Source organism: Lactococcus protaetiae, from assembly GCF_006965445.1.
Classification (GTDB): domain Bacteria; phylum Bacillota; class Bacilli; order Lactobacillales; family Streptococcaceae; genus Lactococcus; species Lactococcus protaetiae.
In genome coordinates this window covers 1,910,288-1,929,221 of sequence record NZ_CP041356.1, presented here as the reverse complement: position 1 = coordinate 1,929,221, position 18,934 = coordinate 1,910,288, and the positions used below count along the sequence as shown (strand labels likewise).

Sequence of the window (18,934 nt, the reverse complement as noted above, 5' to 3'; positions counted from 1 at the left end):
TCATTGATATAGAGGTGCTATGGATTTATTTAGAAAAAAGAGAATTGGGCTAGAAAAAACCGAACTTGAACGTAGTTTAAATAGCATGGACTTGGTTCTATTAGGACTCGGAAGTATGGTAGGGACGGGTATTTTTACCATAGTAGGCCCTACCATTGCTAAAGTTGCAGGACCTGCTTTGATGATTTCGATTGTTATTGCAGCAATTGCAGTAGCGTTATCTGCCTTGATTTTCTCAGAATTTTCATCGCGAATTCCAACTCAAGGCGGTCCTTATGGCTATCTTTATGTTGTGTTTGGAGAATTTCCTGCTTGGATTGCAGGCTGCTTATTAATTGGAGAATTTTTCACAGCTATTTCGATTACAGCCAGTGGATGGGGAGGATATATTAAAAGCTTGTTTGGTTTGAAATTACCAACAGTTTTTAATGGTCCGTTAGGGTCAAGTCAGCATTTTTCAATTGATTTGATTCCAATGTTGGTCATTGCAATAATAACAGCTTTGGGATTTCTAAGTGCTAGAGCAATGTTACGTTTTAATAATGTTCTAGTGATTTTAAAATTGACCGCGTTGATTGTTTTTATTGTTATTGGAGTTTTCCATTTGAATCTGGATAATTGGAATAATTTTGCACCTTTTGGTTGGTTAGATCCTCTTAGTGGTAACGGTGTAACAGCAGGTGCAGCTTTAATGTTTATGGCATTTCTCGGTTTTGAAACAGTATCTGCCTCAGCCGATGAAGCACGATATCCGAAAAAAACGATGCCCCAAGGAATACTGGGTGCCTTATTTGTTACAGCAATTTTATATATTTTGGTTACAGTAGTGTTGACGGGTATGGTAAATTACACTAAGTTAGATGTTCCAGATGTCTTAGCTTTTGCTTTGCGTTCGGTGGGATTAACATGGGTGGCAAATCTTATCTCTGTTGTTGTTATGCTTACTTTGATTACTGTAGGAATTTCGATGGCGTATGCTTTGGTACGGATAATCTATAGTATTAGTCGAGATGGTCTTTTGCCAAAGCGTTTAAGTAAAATATCTGGAAAGTATAAAGTTCCCAAAAATGCGACTTTACTAATGGGGATAGGAGCAATGCTAGGTTCGGGTCTTTTCCCAATCGATAAACTATCAGAATTTCTAAATTTAAGTACCCTCATTTATTTGATGATGCTTTCTTTAGGAATTATTAAGCTACGGCGCGATTTTGGCACACCTGATAAAGGAGAATTTAAAGTTCCTTTTGTTCCGATACTCCCTGCCCTATCTTTTCTGATAAGTTTAATTTTAATCATCCAGTATCACTGGACAACTTGGCTAACATTGCTCATTTTATTAGCTATAATCAGTATCATCTATTTTCTATATGGCTATAAACATTCAAAATTAAGCAAGATGGCAAAGTAACAGTGTTCAATAAAAAAATGAAGTCAATACTTATTCAGTGGGAGTTTCGATTCACCACTGAATTTAGGACACAACCTCTAGGTATAACAACTAAGCGATCTGTACGCAGCTAAAGCTGCAACAGTCTGCTTAACATCTTCGATATGAGGTCACACCTCCGCTTCGCTTCGTTATCCATTTGCTCTATCTCCGCTTTGCTGCGCTGTCGATTTCACTAAGCCACTAAAGTGGCAAGTTCAAATCGCAATCGACTAAAGTCGCAAGGCGAAGTGGTCTTGTCCCAGAAGCCTAAGTGCTAAAGCACTAACGCCCTAGGGCAGTCGGACGAAATTTAAGGCTTGCCATTCCGACTAGGTGCTTCAGCACCGTAGTGAGGATGGACAGCGTAGCCGTAAGGCGGAGATAGCACGTACTTGCTTTGATAACCCCACTATCTAGGACCTGTTTGAGAACGATTTTTCCAAGAAATTAAACAGTATTACTAAATTTCTAAAGAATCCCTTAAACATGATTTTCTGTTATAATGAACTTATGCAATTTTTGATATTTATTGGAGCAGCTGTATCGCTGGTTTTTAACATCCCTTATGCTTGGGCAACTATTACTGGTCGTGTAAGACCCAATAAAGTGTCTTGGCTCTTATGGACGATTGCACCTGCAATCGGCTTTTTTGCTGCACTTTCAAAAGGGTGGACTTGGGGCAATTTCCTGTCTTAATTTCTTTCTCAACAACGGCATTAATTTTTATATGTTCTTTTATTAATCGAAAATCTTACTGGGCGATTGAACGTTTTGACATTATGTGTGGTGCTGTGTCAGTTTTGGCTTTATTAGTATGGGGACTGACAAGCAATCCTAATCTTGCAATTTGTTTTGCAATTTTGTCAGATATAATGGCGGCGATTCCTACAGCGATAAAAGCATGGCGTTATCCTGAAACAGAAACGTGGGAACCCTTCGCTGCAGGAGTATTTAATGCAGGGACGGGATTTTTTGCGATGACAATTTGGACTTTTACAAGTTTGGCATTTCCAATTTATTTAGTTATCATTAACGGAATACTTGCGTTAATCATTTTACGGAAGAAAATTTGGAAAGGAAAAGCAAATGTCTGAAAAACCTCTAGCTGCTTATGTTCATATCCCGTTTTGCTCACATATTTGTTATTACTGTGATTTCGCAAAAGTGTTGATGGAAGGACAACCTGTTGATGATTATATTGATGCACTTATTGCAGAATATCAAGCTTATGATATCAAAGAATTAAAAACACTATATATTGGTGGAGGAACTCCAACAGTTCTTTCGGCACAACAATTAGGTAAACTTCTCTCAAAACTTACGGAACATCTAAATCTTGAAGTCTTAGAAGAGTTCACTGTGGAAGCTAATCCTGGTGATTTATCCGATGAAATTATTGAGGTTCTTGCTCAATCAAAAGTTAATCGAATTTCGTTGGGTGTTCAAACTTTTGATAATCAACTACTCAAAAAAATTGGAAGAACCCATACTGAAGCACAAGTTTATGAATCTATAAAAAAGTTGAGAGAGGCTGGTTTTGAAAATATCACAATTGATTTGATTTATGCGCTTCCAAATCAGACAATGGATATGGTTAAAACTGATGTTAAAAAATTTCTTGCGTTAAAGTTACCGCATGTTGCACTCTACAGTTTAATCCTAGAAGACCACACGGTGTTTATGAATAGACAGCGTAGAGGACTTTTGCGATTACCAAATGAAGATAAAAATGCCGATATGTATGAATATATCATGGATATCTTGGCGCAAAATGGCTACAATCATTATGAAGTGTCTAATTTTGGAAAGTCTGGTTTTGAAAGTCAGCATAATCTTACTTATTGGGATAATGCTGAATATTATGGTGTCGGTGCTGGTGCTTCAGGATATTTAGAGGGATTCGCTACAAAAATCATGGACCTGTTCACCATTATCTTGAAGCGACTAATAAGAGAGTTAATGAAGAAGTTTTGTCAAAAAAATCAAAGATTGAAGAAGAAATGTTCCTTGGGTTGCGAAAAAAATCAGGTGTTTCTGTAATGAAATTTGAATCAAAGTTTTCTTTATCTTTTGAAAAACTCTATGGTAAGCAAGTGCAAACATTAATCGCTCAAGGTCTTCTTTATGATGACCACGAACAAATTCGTATGACAGATAAAGGTTTTGAATTAGGGAATAATGTCTTTGAGACGTTCCTTCTTGAATCTGGAGAGTTTTGATGACATTTGATGAAACTTTTGTTACAATATAGTTAATGAAACCTAAAATGAGACGTAAACTGAAAGCATTAGGAGCAGTTTTTTTCTTAGTAATCATGGTTGGAGTTATTGGATTACTTGGTTTAGTGAGGATACGTCCTATTTCTATTTCCAAGTTGTCCGAGCCTAAAATTGTGATGAGCGATATTCTAAACGAAAAAATTCTAGATTTGAACAAACCAGTGGTTGATTTATCGGGCTGGCAACCTCCTAATGAAATTGATTATAATACACTGAGTCAGCACATTATTGGTGCAATTATTCGTGTTAATGGTTCTTATGGGCAGGCGGATAATTCTGCAAATAAACATGGAGAAGATACTGCATACAGAACCCATATTAAACAACTTCAAGAGCGAGGAATTCCTGTGGCAGTATATGCATTTGTTACAGGAAAAACAGAAGCTGAGATGAAAAAGCAAGCGAAAGATTTTTATCAAAGGGCAAGTGTTTATCATCCAACTTATTACTGGCTTGATGTTGAAGTTACGAATATGAAAAATATGAATGAAGGAATTGAAGCCTTTCGTTCAGAATTGCAAAAACAAGGGGCAAAAAACATTGGAATTTACGCTCAAGATTGGTTTTTAAAAGCAAACCAAATAAATGTAGACAAGTTTGATGCAATTTGGATTGCAGCTTATGGACGTAATACCGGTGTATGGGATGCATCGCCAGAAACAAGTTTAGGTTATGGTATACAGCAGTATACTGATAAGGGAAGTTTACCCGGTTACAATGGAAATCTTGATTTGAACATGGTGCTTAATCAGGAAAGTTATAATAAACTTTTTAAAAACAAGAAATAACTTCTTGTTTTTTTTATTTTCTCAATAGTTAAAAATTATCACAAGTTTCAAAAAATCTGATGTCTTAGACATTTTTTTCATGTTAAAATTTTGAACATATACAAAAAATTAATGTGATTACTTTCATCATCGGGAATGTTTTGTGCCAGAAATGTTAGTAGCACTGATTAAATCAATGGAAATTAGGTAAAGATATGACTATTACTGCACAACGCGGAAATAAACTTCGCGCAAAGGGTTGGCGACAAGAAGCACTTCTTAGATTATTGGAAAATAATCTTGAAAATGCTGAAGACCCAGAAAATTTGGTGGTTTATGGTTCAATTGGTAAGGTAGCGCGTGATTGGCCAAGCTATCATGCGATTGTAGATATTTTAAAGCAGATTGAAGAAGATGAAACATTGATTATTCAATCTGGCAAGCCAATTGGTCTACTAAAAACACATAAAGACGCCCCACTTGTCATCATGGCGACCAGTAATTTAGTGGGTCATTGGGCGAATAGCGAGGAGTTTTATAAGCTTTATGACCAAAATCTGACGATGTGGGGAGGTTTGACCGCAGGAGATTGGCAATACATTGGTTCTCAGGGAGTGATTCAGGGGACTTACGAAATCTTTCAAGCCATTGCTAGAGCGCATTTTGAGGGTAATCTTGCAGGAAGATTTATATTGACAGCAGGTTTGGGTGGGATGTCAGGCTCACAACCTTTGGCTGGTGTGATGGCTGGCGCCGTGATATTAGATGTCGATGTGGATGAGAGCAAGGCGGATAAGAGGATTGCGACAGGCTTTTTACAAAGAAAGATGCATGATTTGGAGGAAGCTTTGACTTGGATTGATGAAGCTCTGAGCGCTAAAAAGCCACTTTCTATTGGTTTAATTGCTAATGCAGCAACAATCTATCCTGAACTGCTCAATCGTGGGATTATCCCTGATATTGTCAGTGACCAAACAGCAGCACATGATTTGCTCTATGGCTATGTTCCAGAGGGCATTGCATTATCGGATCTTGCAGCGTTACGCAAAGCCAATCCGGACGAAGTGATTGATAAGGCAGGAAAGAGTCTGGCTAAAGAAGTCCGTGCGATTTTAGAGTTTAAGGAGCAGGGTGCTATCGTCTTTGATAATGGAAATAATATCCGAACTCAAGCTAAGGCTTATGGTGTAGAAAATGCTTTTGAGATTCCTATTTTTACAGAAGCCTTCTTACGTCCACTGTTTGAGCGAGCAATCGGTCCATTCCGCTGGATTGCTTTATCAGGTGAAGTAGAGGATATTGAGTTGATTGATGACTATTTGCTCAAAAATTTCTCAGATAATGAAATCGTGACAAATTGGATAAAACTCGCTGGAAAATATGTTCCCGTGCAAGGCTTGCCTGCTAGAATCAGCTGGCTAGGACACGGAGAGCGCACGAAGTTAGCCTTAGCGGTCAATCAACTTGTCGCAGAAGGAAAATTAAAAGCACCTGTGGCTTTTACGAGAGATCACTTGGATGCGGGAGCAATGACCCATCCCAATATTATGACCGAACATCTCAAGGATGGTTCAGATGCCATTTCTGATTGGCCTTTAATCAATGCAATGGTGGCAAGTAGCTCAAAAGCAGATTTGGTTGCCATTCATGCTGGAGGTGGCGGCTACGCTGGTTATATGCAGTCTGCAGGATTAACGCTTGTTGCAGATGGCACAGCAGAGGCGGCTGAGCGTTTGAAGTTGGCTTTAGATAATGATACGAGTCTTGGTGTCTTGCGCTATGCGGATGCAGGCTATGAGCGTTCACTAGATGAGATAGAGAAAAAAGGAATTCGGAGGGTGAAACTCTAATGGTGAGAAAATTAACGAAAACAGATGTATTGGCAGCGGTAAAAGGTGGAGCAGTCTTTGCTTCTGGCGGTGGTGCTTTTTATGAGCATGGACTTGAGATGGGCTATGCTGCTTTGTCACTAGGCGATGTTCATCTCATCTCGATTGATGAGTTGCCTGATGATGCAACTTTATTGACTCAAACGGCGATTGGAGCACCTGCTGGCACGACAGACTGGCAAATGCAGGGGAAAGACTATATCAAGGCTGTTCAGCTCGTACAGGAACAAATTTCAGAGAAAATTGTTGGTTTATGGACGCCACAAAATGGGAAGTCTTCATCAACGAATGGCTGGATAACAGCCGCTGCTCTGGGTCTATATATTGTTGATGTGACGGGAGATATTCGCGCTCATCCTACTGGAGAAATGGGAGATATTGGGGTAAATTCCAGAGCAGAATATATCACAACTCAGGCGGCGGTTGGAGGAAAGCATGAAACAGGGAAATATGTTGAAGTCGTAGTCAAAGGTGCTTCAAAAACGACTTCAAAGATATTGCGTGCAGCTTCTGATCAAGGCGGCGGCTTCATTGCGACAGCGAGACATCCTTTGCCTGTGAAATATGTCAAAGAAAATGCAGTCATCGGTGGTTTATCTCAGGCGATTCATCTGGGTCACACCATCATCAAGGCGGAGAAAAAAGGTGGCGCTCATGTGATTGATGAAATCGTGAAGGAAACAAAAGGCGAGATTGTGGCGCGAGGGCGTGTGGTGTCAAAGCGTATGCGATATACTCATCAAGCGTTTGATATTGGAACGATTGTTGTTGAAGATGAGAAAGGACAACGCTTCACACTCTATGCGCAAAATGAATTTATGGCGATTGAAAATGAAAAAGGCGAAAGAATTTCGACTTATCCTGATGTTCAGACTGTTTTCAGAGCAGAAGATGCTTTCCCACTTTCTACCAATGAGATAAAAAAAGGACAGGAAGTTGTCGTCTTTAAGATTAATCAATCTCATTTTCAGCTTTCAACTGGCGCAAAAGACCCTGGGGTATATCCAGATGTAGAAAAGGCGCTGGGAATTGAGCTTTACCGCTATTCATTTCCTGAAAAATAGAGAGGATTTTGATGGCACATAAAATTATTTTGACAGGATTTGACCTTCAAATCGTTGATGTGTTAAGAATTGCGCGCGAAGATTATGTGATTGAACTTGATTCAAGAGCGATGCAAAATGTCCGAAAAGCGCGGCAAATTGTGCTTAAAAAAGCCAATGGAACAGAAAGAATTTATGGCTTAAATACGGGTGTCGGGCAAAACAAAGACCAGCTCATTGCCTTGGATTCTTTTGAAAACTTCAATCGGAACTTGATTTATTCTCACTTGGTGGCGATTGGCGAGTTGGTTCCAGAAGTTCAGGCCCGTGCTGTTGTTTTGATAAAGCTTCATTCATTTTTACGTGGTAATGCTGGTGTCGGCGAGGAAATTATCTTTCTTTTGAAAGAATTGCTTAACCGCCATATTACTCCTGTGATGAAAGCAACATCGTCAATTGGAGAGGCGGATTTGGGAACGCTGGCTTTTCTTGGTCTCGTTTTGATGGGAGAAGGAGAAGTTTATTATCAAGGGAGAGTTTTGAAAACGGCAGAAGTCTTTGAGAAAGAGGGACTAAAAGCCGTGGTGCTGGGTGTAAAAGATGGCTTATCTATTGTCTCTTCTAACGCTTATTCGCAAGCTTTATCTATTTTTGCGATTGATGAGATGAGGCGACTTTTATCAAATATGGAATTGATTTATTCGCTGACTTTGGAAGCTGTTGATGGAAATATTACGCCTTTTTTGTATTATCGTAAGACGGCTCCTGAGGGAAGTGGTTATCGGCTTGCCGCTGAGAAAATTTTGACAAATTTGACAGATTCTTATTTGCTTGAAAATCATCAGCGTAAGTCAATGCAAGACCCACTTTCTTTTAGAAATTTTCCTAGTGTTGTCGCGAGTCTTTATGATTCTTTGACTTATTTGTCAAAAATCGTTGCGTCAAATTTGACAGTTTCTGATGAAAATCCTTATGTGGATTTGGAACGTGAGGAAATCTTATCAACGAGTAATTATGATACGACATCAGTCGCACTAGCTCTCGAAATGGTAAATACTGCACTGTCACAGCTTGCACGAATGAGCGTTTTTAGAATCATCAAATTAGGGGATTCAAGTTTCACGGATTTGCCACGATTTTTGACGGCAAATGAGCAGATGTTAGGTTTTCAAACTTTGCAAAAAACGGCTGTACGATTGGAAGTACAAATCAATGATTTAACGAACACAACGATTAACAATTTTTATCCGATTTCTTCTGGGATTGAGGATTATGCGACAAATTTACTTTTAATTTTGTCCAAAAATGCGCAAATTCTTTCTTATTTTAATTATATTTTAGCGATTGAGGGGCTTTCAGCAGCGCAAGCGATAGATTTGCGCCATGTCAAACGGCTCGGTGTTGCGAGTCAACAGCTTTACAGTAAATTTAGAACACTCGTTCCATTTCTTGATCAAGATTATAATTTATCAGAGTTGGTTGAGAAAATTGCTTCGGAGTTGATTGAAAATACTTTGGGAATTGCGGCTTCATTTGGTGCAGCGCAATTATAGGATATTATTTTAAAGAAAAAGATGCTTTTTCTTGATATTTTTAATTTTAAAACATACACTTAATATACCTTATTTTATAAAAATAGTGGTTTGAAATTTACATATAGTTTTTTGACTTGTTGATGCTACTTAACTTTCTTAAACTGCGTTTTGTACTTGATGTTTATAGCGTTATGATTGTGAGGTGGGGTGTTGTAGTTTAACAAATAAGTCTTGAATTTATTGATAGGAGAATTTATGAATCAATTTTTACAAACAATATCACAGCAAAAAGGGGAGATTTTACAGGCCATTTTTGAGCATTTGTCAATGTCTTTACTTGCCTTATTGATTGCTGTATTTATTGCTATTCCTTTGGCGATTTTAGTGGCGCATAGGCGACGCGCGGCTGGGATTTTACTTCAGGTGACGGGTGTTTTTCAGACCATTCCTTCACTTGCTATTTTGGGACTTTTGATTCCTTTTGTGGGGATTGGGACAGTGCCTACGATTATTGCGCTGATTGTTTATGCGCTCTTGCCTATTTTTCAAAATACTTATGTTGGGCTGGCGGAGATTGATCCAGCGCTTCTGGAGGCGGCAGATGCTTTTGGTATGAAGCGTTATCAGCGCTTGATTCGTGTTGAGCTGCCTCTGGCCTTGCCAGTGATTATTTCTGGTATTCGCACGGCACTTGTCTTTATCATAGGTACTGCCACACTTGGGGGTTTGATTGGCGCTGGCGGCCTTGGAACTTTTATCATGTCTGGGCTGACCAATTATAATTATAATCTTGTTTTGATTGGAGCGCTTGGCTCTGCGCTTTTGGCGATTGTATTTTCCAGCCTTTTAGGCTATTTGTCGAAGCGTCGTCCGCGTGTTGCGATTGGAATTTTAGTCTTGCTTGCTTTGGTGATTGGCGGGGTTAATTTGGCACAATCAGGTCTATTTGATTCTTCTTCAAAGTCGAAAGAAAACATCGTGATTTCTGGAAAATTAGGAACAGAACCTAATATTTTAGATAATATTTACGCTGGTTTGATTAAGGAATATGACCCTAATGTCAAGGTCACTTTGAAAGAAAATTTGGGAAATACGACTTTCCTGTTTAGTGCTTTAAAAGACGGAAAAGTTGATATTTATCCTGAATTTACAGGAACGGTGCTTGAATCTTTGGTCAAAACACCAAAATCAATCGCTGACAAAGATCTGTCAGCAAATGAAACTTATGAAAATGGTAAAAAGTTACTGTCAGAGCAGTTTGATATGACTTATTCAAAACCGTCAGAATTTCAAGATACTTATGCGATTGCTGTCAAAACATCATTTGCCAAAAAATATCATCTCAAAACGATTGCCGATTTGGCAAAGGTTGAAGATACAGCAAAAGTCGCTTTTGATGCAGAATTTATGGCACGAACTGATGGATTTGCCGGTCTAAAATCAACTTATGGCTTAGATTTTAGCAAAGTTTCAACGGTGGATAATTCGCTTGCCTATCCTGCGATAAATTCTGGTAAGGCAGATATTATTGATGTCTATTCAACGGATTCAGGGATTAAGCGTTATGGCTTGACTGTGCTGACAGATAGCAAACATCTCTTTCCAAAATATCAGGCTGCACCACTCATGAAAACGAGTTTTGCGGATAAAAACCCAGAGATTGTCAATATTTTAAATAAGTTGAATGGAAAATTGACCGATGAACAAATGAGAACGATGAATTATCAGGTCGATGTTCAGCACAAGACAGCGCAAGAAGTTGCCAGGCAATTTTTGAAATCGGAAGGATTGGTGAAATAATGACAGAAGCAATTATCGAATTTAAAGGTGTTGGGCTTTCTTATGGCGACAAAAAAGTCGTACAAGGGCTTGATTTTAAGATTGAAAATGGCGAAATTTTTGTCCTCGTAGGGCCATCAGGTGGTGGGAAGACCAGCACGCTCAAAATGATTAACGCGCTGGTCGTTCCGACAGATGGAAATATTTATTTTTCAGGGAAACGTATCAAAGATTATGATTTGCAAAATTTGCGTCTGAAGATTGGTTATGTCTTGCAACAAATCGCTTTATTTCCCAATATGACGGTGCAGCAAAATATTGAGCTGATTCCAGAGTTACGCGGTTGGGACAAGGCAAAACGTCACGAGCGGGCCGATTATTTGCTTGATAAAGTCGGCTTAGAGGCGGATAAATATCGAGGACGTTATCCGCATGAGCTTTCTGGTGGTGAGCAGCAGCGGATTGGCATTCTGCGTGCGATTGCAGCGGAGCCTGATTTGATTTTGATGGACGAGCCTTTTTCAGCGCTTGATCCGATTTCGAGGACGGCATTGCAGGATTTAATTCTTGATATTCACAGAGAGCTTGGTACCACGATTGTCTTTGTGACACACGACATGAATGAAGCGCTAAAAGTTGGCACACGGATTGCTGTGGTCACAGACGGCACGATTGCCCAGCTCGACACACCCGAAGCCATCAAAAATAATCCAGCGACAGACTTTGTCAAATCATTCTTTGGGGCAGCGAATTTGACTCAAAAGCACACTCTGCGTGATGTATTGAGCAAAATCCATCTTGTCAGTACTGACCAACCTGCAAAAGTAACTCTGTCAGTATTGACAGAGTTGTCAGCGGCTTATGAACCTCTTGTCAGAACTGACAGCATCGCCATTTTTGACGAAAATGAGCAATTTCTTGGAAATTTGACACGTGAGAAGGTTTTTGAATTTCTGTCAGTGACACAATAGTGCTGACAGTTAGTCGCTTTTCTTGAGTTATGCTGTAACTGAGTCTACAACACAAGGAACTAGAGGAAAAGGAAGAATGGAATCTGCTCTGTGAGCAGATCTACGCGACCTTGTCGCTCCTCTGTCTGTTTGCTTAGGAGCTGAAAAAGGCAACCACATTTTTCTATCTCCGTGCTTTCAGCACTCCGCTGTCCATTGGCTTAGGTGCTAAAGCACAAAGAGCCAACTGGCATTTCTCTCCGCTTCTTGAGGGTATTGCTCACATCTTGATATAATTGAGTTCGGCTGCTTGGAACTCAGGAAAATAGATAAAAGTCTCCAATGAGCAAAGCTCATCTCCGTCTTTTCCTAATTTTCATGAGTTCTGGACAATCAGCCTCACATCTTGATATAACTGAGTTCGTACGATTAGAAATGAGTGAAAAAAGATAAATTTGTCCAAGAAACTCCGTTTCTCTCCAAGATTTTTTATCTCCGTGCTTTCAGCACTACGCTGGCTTATGCGCTGAAGCGCAAAGAGTCAACTGGCATTTTTCATCATTTCTTGCCAATCGTACTCACATCTTGATATAATAAATCTAAAACTTGAAGGATGATTAATCATGACTGAAAAATTTACTAGACCAAGTAAAGACGAGTATTTTAAGGAAATCGTGCAAGTTGTTGCTAAACGTTCGACTTGTACTCATGCGCAAGTTGGGGCGCTTTTGGTGAGTCCGAGTGGGCAGTTGCTTTCAACAGGGTACAATGGTGCGGTGTCTGGGATGCCACACTGCACAGATGTTGGTTGCACAGAAGATAAATATGGACATTGTGTTGCGACAGTTCATGCAGAGCAAAATGCAATTGCACAAGCGGCAAAGCATGGTGTTTCACCCGAAGGAGCAATTTTGTATACTACACTTTTTCCTTGTCTGGCCTGTTTAAAACTCGTGGTTGCGGCTGGTGTAAAGGAAATCAAATATATTGAAGAATATCATGCCAAGGACCCTTACGAAGAATTTTTACTTGACACTTTGTCAATTGAATGTCAACAAATTTGAAAGAGTATATGTATAAAAGATGAGCGACTTTATGAAAGTTACTCATTTTTTTGTTAAAATAGATGTGGTCGCACTTCATATTTCACTGAGGCTGATTTTGTCGTAAAAGATATAATGATTTGCAACGTTTGAGCAAAATGATGCTCTATACTTTATCAAAGCAAGTGCGTGGCTAATACTCCGACCTCTTAGGTCGGAGATAAAGCAGCACTAAGCCTTGAATTTCGTCCGACTAAATTCAGTGGCGAGTTAAAACTCCCACTGAATAAGTCTTGACTTCATGAGGTTATCAATAATGGGTTTAAAATATCAACAAAACTATCGCGTCCCTTTCTATGAAAGTGATGCTTTTAAGAAAATGAGAATTTCAAGCATTCTTGCCGTAGCTTTACAAATTTCTGGTGAGCAATCGACATTGCTTGGACGTTCGGACGTTTGGGTGAGTGAACGATTCAATCTTTTTTGGGCTGTGATTGAATATGAAGTCGAGATTACAAGGCTACCAGAGTTCAATGAGCAAATCATAATTGAAACAGAAGCTACAAGTTACAATAAGTTTTTTTGCTATCGAAATTTTTATTTTAAAGATGAAGCAGGTAATCAACTAGTTGAGATTCATTCAACATGGGTTTTGATGAGTAAAAATTCCCGCAAAATTGAAAGGGTGTTAGATGAAATCGTTGCTCCGTATGACTCGGAGAAGATTTCTAAAATTTTACGTCCTCATAAGTTTAACAAGCTGGAGCATTTTGAGCAATACGAGCAGGTAGTTTACCCTGTACGATTTTCCGCTCTTGATATGAATGGCCATGTCAATAATGCTAAATATTATGATTGGGCGGCGGATATGGTTGATTTTGATTTTCGGAAATCACACCAGCCAGCAAAATTATTTATTAAATATAATCATGAGGTACTCTATGGTGAGAAAATTCAAGCACTGATGAGCTGGGAGGGATTAGTAAGTCACCATAATTTTAATGGTGGGAGCACGCAAATCGAGATTCATTGGTCAGAAGTTACTGACAAAGATTCATTGGTCAGAAGTTACTGACAAAGATTCTGTCAGTACGGATTCTCCTGTAGGTAAGTGAAAAATGAGAAAGAAGTTAAAATGACAAATAAAAAGTATAAAGGTTATTTGATCGACCTTGATGGCACAATTTATCTTGGTAATGAACGAATTCCTGCTGGTGAAAATTTTATTCATCGTTTGCAAGCGGCGGAAATTCCTTATCTTCTGTTGACAAATAACACGACAAAAACACCTCGAGTTGTTCAAAAACGACTGCATGATAAGTTTAATATTGACACAGCTCTTTCAAGTATTTATACAGCAAGTCTTGCAACGGTTGATTACATGAATGATTTGGGACTGGAAAAAACGGTTTATATCATTGGTGAAGATGGTTTAAAAGAAGCAATTTATGAGGCGGGATATAAAAAAGAACGTGAAAATCCTGCCTATGTCGTTGTTGCGCTTGATACAGATTTGACCTATGAGATGTTGGTTTTAGCAACGCTTGCCATTCATAATGGAGCGACATTTATCGGGACAAATCCTGACTTGAATTTGCCAAGTGAGCGAGGTTTGACGCCTGGAGCAGGAGCTTTGATTAAGATGATTGAAGCTGCCACACGTGTTAAAGCAACTATTATCGGAAAACCAGAAGCAATCATTACCGAAAAAGCGGTCAGCAAATTAGGATTTGAAAAATCAGATATTCTGATGGTGGGCGATAATTATTTGACAGATATTCGGACAGGGATTAACAATGGTATTGATAGTTTGCTTGTTACGACAGGTTTTACAAAAGCTAAAGAAGTGCCAGAACTTCCAATTGCGCCAACCTATGTTGTTTCAAGTCTTGATGAATGGGACGTTTGAGCTAAAATCACTTCCATCAGTCTAAATGTAATCATGAATTTCTGTCAGCGTACTGACAAGATTAATTAGAAGAAAATGAACTTCTGTCAGCATACTGACAAGATAAGTTAGAAGAAAATATAAGAAATATATGCGAGATAAATTTATTTTTGGGCTAAGTGTGTTATGGATTATTGCCCTGTCAGTTACATTAACGATTATCCTCTCAATTCCGTTATTTGCCTTAGAAATGTCATGGTATCACCTTGCTGATTTGGCGCAAATGTCGGCCATGCGCTTGTGGCATAATTTTCTTGTGCTGATGAATTATCTACTCAATCCATTTATTGGTCAGCTCCATATGCCCGATTTTCCTTCATCAGCAAGCGGTCTTGAGCATTTTGCAGAAGTCAAAATGTTGTTTATGCTGACGCTAGGTTTGACAATTGTATTGATTCCAGCTTTTATCATTTTTGTAAAAGAAAATCTCTCACTCTTTTTCCACAATGGTTTGAGAATTGTCATGGGCTTACCTATTGTTGCTGGACTATTTGCTCTGCTCATTGGTTTTGACCAGTTTTTTGTCATTTTTCACGAAGTCCTATTTCGTGATAATAGTTGGTTATTTGATCCCTCAACTGACCCGATTATCAATGTTTTGCCAGAACAATTTTTTATGCATACTTTTTTGATTTTCATTCTTATTTATGAACTTTTATTCTTTATTATCTATCGACGAGGATTTAATTTCAGAAAAAAATAGCACTGACAGCTTTCTGTCAGTATTTTTTATAAAAAGTTCGGAAATGACGAATTATTTTTTCCAATATATAATAAGAATAATAAAATCAATAGAAAAAACCGATTGTTTAAGGTAAAATGAATAAGGAAAGTTGAGTCGCAGAGATTTTATTTCTATACTTTTGAGCTTGAAAAATTCATCGAAGTAAGTGCGTGCTATCTCCGCTCTTTGGGTTATGCGATAAACATTTGTCCGTTTTATCTAGCCGCTAAAGCGTCTGATGAAAAGGTCGTCGATGCTCGGCGCCTAGTCGCAATCGCAAGACCCCCACCCTCTTAGGTAGGGGTTGAAGCAGCACTATCGCTGTACGTTTACTTAACTGCTAAAGTAGCAAGAGCAAACGGCAAAGCGATAAGGCGAAGTGGCAACTTTGAATTTAGTCTTAACTTCATTAAGTCAAAATAAAATCACTCAGCTAGCGGAGCCATAGGCTTGGTCGGTATTTCTGTAAATCTTTCATTTATGGAGAACAAAATATGAATAGTTTAAATTCAGTATTTGATTACGAAGATATTCAGCTTATTCCGAACAAATGTGTCATCAACAGTCGTTCAGAAGCTGATACATCTGTAACTCTTGGTAAATTTACTTTCAAACTTCCTGTAGTACCTGCGAATATGCAAACAATTATTGATGATAAAATAGCGGAAATGTTAGCAAAAGAGGGCTATTTTTACATCATGCACCGTTTTGAAGCAGAAAATCGTTTAGCATTCATCAAAAAAATGCATGGACAAGGGCTCATTGCCTCAATTTCAGTTGGTGTGAAAGCAGAAGAACACGCATTTATTCGTGAAATGTCAGCACAAGCAGTGATTCCAGAATACATCACGATTGATATTGCGCATGGTCATGCCGAGAGTGTCATCAAAACAATTCAACTCATTAAACGCCTGATGCCTCAATCTTTTGTCATTGCTGGAAATGTTGGTACACCAGAGGCTGTACGTGAACTCGAAAATGCAGGGGCAGATGCGACCAAAGTTGGAATTGGCCCAGGTAAAGTTTGTATCACAAAAGTCAAAACAGGTTTTGGTACAGGAGGCTGGCAACTTGCTGCGGTAAGATGGTGTGCAAAAGCTGCAAGCAAGCCAATTATTGCAGATGGAGGAATTCGCACAAATGGAGATATTGCAAAATCAGTTCGTATGGGAGCAACGATGGTGATGATTGGTTCTCTCTTTGCCGCTCATGAAGAGTCTCCAGGAAAAACAGTAGAAAAAGATGGTCAGCTTTTCAAAGAATACTTTGGTTCAGCTTCTGAATATCAAAAAGGCAAACACAAAAATGTTGAAGGAAAGAAAATTTTGTTGCCACACAAAGGTTCGCTCACAGCTACTCTGAAAGAAATGCAAGAAGACTTACAAAGTTCGATTTCTTATGCTGGTGGACGAGATTTGTCGGCGCTTACAAAAGTGGATTATGTTGTAGTCAAAAATTCGATTTGGAATGGTGATACGATTTAAAATCAGTATTTAAAGCTTTTTAAATTTATCCTTGAAAATTAAATTATGTCGACTTTGAAATATCTTTTGATGAATAATTATGATACAAAAGAGATTAAGTATAGGTAGTTAAATTTTAAATATCAAAATAAAAAGTTACTCTCAACTAGGAGTAACTTTTTTATATCTCAATTTAGGTTAGTTAATCTGCCACTATTGATTGAAAAATCAAAAAAACAATACAAAACGAAATAAAATAATATTAGGAGTTGCCATCCCAGTCATTCTAATTGCAGGAGGAATCATCATGACACAAACATCTTTCGACCTTTTTTAACAAAAAAATTTTACAGCACAATCAAAAGAAAGCACTCGACAAATGCAAATCGACTTTCTCAAAAAATATGAAAAAGAAATGATAGAATTTGTCATGAGTCAAAACAAGACTCAAAGTTTTGAACATCAAATTAAAAGTATTCAGTGGGATTGGAACCCTATTCAAGTATAAGAAGGAGGAGATCCTATTGATTCTAGCACGTGGTTAACAATTTCTGGAGGATTCAATCATATAAAGGATTCAAACTTTTCATTAGATTTCACTTTAGACAACACTAATGACATACCTAGTATAAAAGCTGTTGATTTATCTCAATATTTTAGAGTAGATGGAGGTCAGAAAGGTATGAGTAATTTAGAAAATTTTAATAATATTTATGCAGATTCTGCTAAATCTGCATATATAGGTAATAGACCTAATAATTTTCTTCCGAAAAGTAATAAAGATACTTCACATCTAAGCATTCCAAATATCATACCGAAAGTTATACTACGAGCACCTATCAAAAAAGGTTACTTACGTATGAAAAAGCTGGGTTCAATGTTTATTTCTTGACTGATACGTCAACTGTAAATCCAGAAACGGAGCAAGCCTATCTTGCCATCCGTGATAGTAATGCCATAAGTGTTGAAAATCTTAATGACTGGGTATACTATGACGGAAATTTTGAGATTTTAGCCGTAAGTTAGATAATTAATTTTGATTTTATTTAGTAATTTTTAAAGTTGTTAAAGAATATTTGTCAATTATATCATTGTATCGTTTTAAGCTCCTTTAGGGAAGACAGTAAAACTTTTATTTTGCATTTCTTTTTGCTAGAAACTGAGATTATGTTATAATCAACGAAAAGAGGAGTGAGTGCATACTAGTATTTAGTTTTACATAATTTCATAGGAGGTGGAGTAATGCTTAATTTCGATGATAGAGTACAAAACATAAAATACAAAATGACGCTTAACGAAGAAGAACTAACAGACTATATAAAAAAGAATATACAATCTGTTTCTCAAATGAAGATCGTTACACTAGCAAATGAATTATGCATCGCTCCAAATACAATTACCAGATTTTGTACTAAACTAGGTTATGAAAATTTTTCAGAATTAAAATTATGTCTGAAATATGAAACAGAGGATAATATATCAAAGGGACAAAGGTATATCTTAAACAAAAATTTTGATTTGATTGACACAGTTCGAGAAAAGAAAGTTGCGGATATGATGGCAAAAGCACGGGCAGTCAACTTTTATGCCTTAGAACAAACTGGACTACTACTGAAGGTCAGTGTAAACAATTTTTATGTTTGGGAAAGTAAATTTCAAATTTTTGAATATCAAAATGAAATCGAAACACGAATAAAGTTGAACTCTGATGAAATATTTTTTTTCGTATCACTTACAGGTGAAAATCAATATATTATTGAACTTGCTAAACATGCAAAAAACAACAATCACAAGGTTATAAGTTTGACAGATTTATCTGATAATACTTTATCTAAAATTTCAGATGTTTCCCTATACTGTTATACGAAAAATCATAAGATAAATGATTATGATGTAACAGATAAAACCCCAATTATGATTATTATGTATTCTCTCTTTTTAACTTTTTGTAAAATATAACACATAAAAAAACTGAATATAAAAGATTTGGTTTTTTTTTATGATTTTAAAGGAAATAGATTTCTTTATGATATATTTAAAGTACAAATTCATATATTTTAAACAAAAAATGTTTACTTCCAATGT

The 18,934-nt window shown here is 37.6% G+C and carries 18 protein-coding genes and 1 pseudogene; all 19 read left to right on the top strand.

Annotated elements, in window-relative coordinates; all coding sequences use genetic code 11:
* The first annotated feature begins 19 nt into the window (after positions 1-19).
* The 19 genes and pseudogenes from FLP15_RS09200 (at position 20) to FLP15_RS09125 (ending at position 18,808) form a co-directional block, all read left to right on the top strand.
* Complete coding sequence (locus FLP15_RS09200; protein WP_142766875.1) at positions 20-1,408, top strand: APC family permease; 1,389 nt, start codon at positions 20-22, stop codon at positions 1,406-1,408.
* Between the two features lie 531 nt (positions 1,409-1,939).
* A complete protein-coding gene (locus FLP15_RS13190) occupies positions 1,940-2,125 on the top strand; it encodes a hypothetical protein (protein WP_223804603.1) in 186 nt (61 codons plus the stop codon).
* Positions 2,098-2,523 carry a hypothetical protein gene (locus FLP15_RS09195; RefSeq protein WP_223804602.1) on the top strand — a complete coding sequence of 142 codons (426 nt, stop codon included), beginning with the start codon at positions 2,098-2,100 and terminating at the stop codon, positions 2,521-2,523. The genes FLP15_RS13190 and FLP15_RS09195 overlap by 28 nt, the downstream gene beginning before the upstream one ends.
* A pseudogene (hemW, locus tag FLP15_RS09190) lies at positions 2,516-3,648 on the top strand (radical SAM family heme chaperone HemW). Before FLP15_RS09195 ends, hemW begins: the two are co-directional and overlap by 8 nt.
* Before the next feature lie 47 nt (positions 3,649-3,695).
* Complete coding sequence (locus tag FLP15_RS09185; RefSeq protein WP_280954067.1) at positions 3,696-4,496, top strand: glycoside hydrolase family 25 protein; 801 nt, start codon at positions 3,696-3,698, stop codon at positions 4,494-4,496.
* A 194-nt stretch (positions 4,497-4,690) separates the two neighbouring features.
* Positions 4,691-6,325: a thiourocanate hydratase gene (locus FLP15_RS09180; RefSeq protein WP_142766873.1), complete on the top strand. Its 1,635-nt coding sequence runs from the start codon at positions 4,691-4,693 to the stop codon at positions 6,323-6,325.
* Positions 6,325-7,428, top strand: coding sequence for a thiohydantoin desulfurase (locus FLP15_RS09175; protein WP_142766872.1), 1,104 nt, complete (start codon positions 6,325-6,327; stop codon positions 7,426-7,428). Before FLP15_RS09180 ends, FLP15_RS09175 begins: the two co-directional genes overlap by 1 nt.
* Positions 7,429-7,439: 11 nt before the next feature.
* Positions 7,440-8,960 carry an HAL/PAL/TAL family ammonia-lyase gene (locus tag FLP15_RS09170; protein WP_142766871.1) on the top strand — a complete coding sequence of 507 codons (1,521 nt, stop codon included), beginning with the start codon at positions 7,440-7,442 and terminating at the stop codon, positions 8,958-8,960.
* 237 nt (positions 8,961-9,197) lie between these two features.
* Positions 9,198-10,742, top strand: a complete 1,545-nt coding sequence (locus FLP15_RS09165; protein WP_142766870.1) for an ABC transporter permease/substrate-binding protein — start codon at positions 9,198-9,200, stop codon at positions 10,740-10,742.
* Positions 10,742-11,692 (top strand): ABC transporter ATP-binding protein, encoded by a 951-nt coding sequence (locus FLP15_RS09160; RefSeq protein ID WP_142766869.1) that lies wholly within the window; start codon positions 10,742-10,744, stop codon positions 11,690-11,692. The genes FLP15_RS09165 and FLP15_RS09160 overlap by 1 nt, the downstream gene beginning before the upstream one ends.
* A 602-nt stretch (positions 11,693-12,294) precedes the next feature.
* Positions 12,295-12,735 (top strand): deoxycytidylate deaminase, encoded by a 441-nt coding sequence (locus FLP15_RS09155; RefSeq protein ID WP_162930829.1) that lies wholly within the window; start codon positions 12,295-12,297, stop codon positions 12,733-12,735.
* 295 nt (positions 12,736-13,030) lie between these two features.
* The gene (locus FLP15_RS09150) at positions 13,031-13,789 is read left to right on the top strand and encodes an acyl-ACP thioesterase domain-containing protein (protein ID WP_142766868.1); all 759 of its coding nucleotides are present in this window, start codon (positions 13,031-13,033) and stop codon (positions 13,787-13,789) included.
* 60 nt (positions 13,790-13,849) lie between these two features.
* Entirely contained in the window at positions 13,850-14,623 is a 774-nt protein-coding gene (locus tag FLP15_RS09145) for a TIGR01457 family HAD-type hydrolase (RefSeq protein WP_142766867.1), read from the top strand.
* Between the two features lie 130 nt (positions 14,624-14,753).
* Positions 14,754-15,365: a TIGR01906 family membrane protein gene (locus FLP15_RS09140; RefSeq protein WP_142766866.1), complete on the top strand. Its 612-nt coding sequence runs from the start codon at positions 14,754-14,756 to the stop codon at positions 15,363-15,365.
* Positions 15,366-15,880: 515 nt separating this feature from the next.
* Entirely contained in the window at positions 15,881-16,870 is a 990-nt protein-coding gene (locus FLP15_RS09135) for a GMP reductase (protein ID WP_142766865.1), read from the top strand.
* Between the two features lie 358 nt (positions 16,871-17,228).
* Positions 17,229-17,357 (top strand): hypothetical protein, encoded by a 129-nt coding sequence (locus FLP15_RS13620; protein WP_280954066.1) that lies wholly within the window; start codon positions 17,229-17,231, stop codon positions 17,355-17,357.
* A gap of 174 nt (positions 17,358-17,531) precedes the next feature.
* On the top strand, positions 17,532-17,741 hold the full coding sequence (locus tag FLP15_RS09130; RefSeq protein WP_142766864.1) for a hypothetical protein: 210 nt from the start codon (positions 17,532-17,534) through the stop codon (positions 17,739-17,741).
* The gene (locus FLP15_RS12770; RefSeq protein WP_190288283.1) at positions 17,738-17,875 is read left to right on the top strand and encodes a hypothetical protein; all 138 of its coding nucleotides are present in this window, start codon (positions 17,738-17,740) and stop codon (positions 17,873-17,875) included. Before FLP15_RS09130 ends, FLP15_RS12770 begins: the two co-directional genes overlap by 4 nt.
* A gap of 216 nt (positions 17,876-18,091) precedes the next feature.
* A complete protein-coding gene (locus FLP15_RS09125; RefSeq protein ID WP_142766863.1) occupies positions 18,092-18,808 on the top strand; it encodes a MurR/RpiR family transcriptional regulator in 717 nt (238 codons plus the stop codon).
* Positions 18,809-18,934 lie beyond the last annotated feature (126 nt).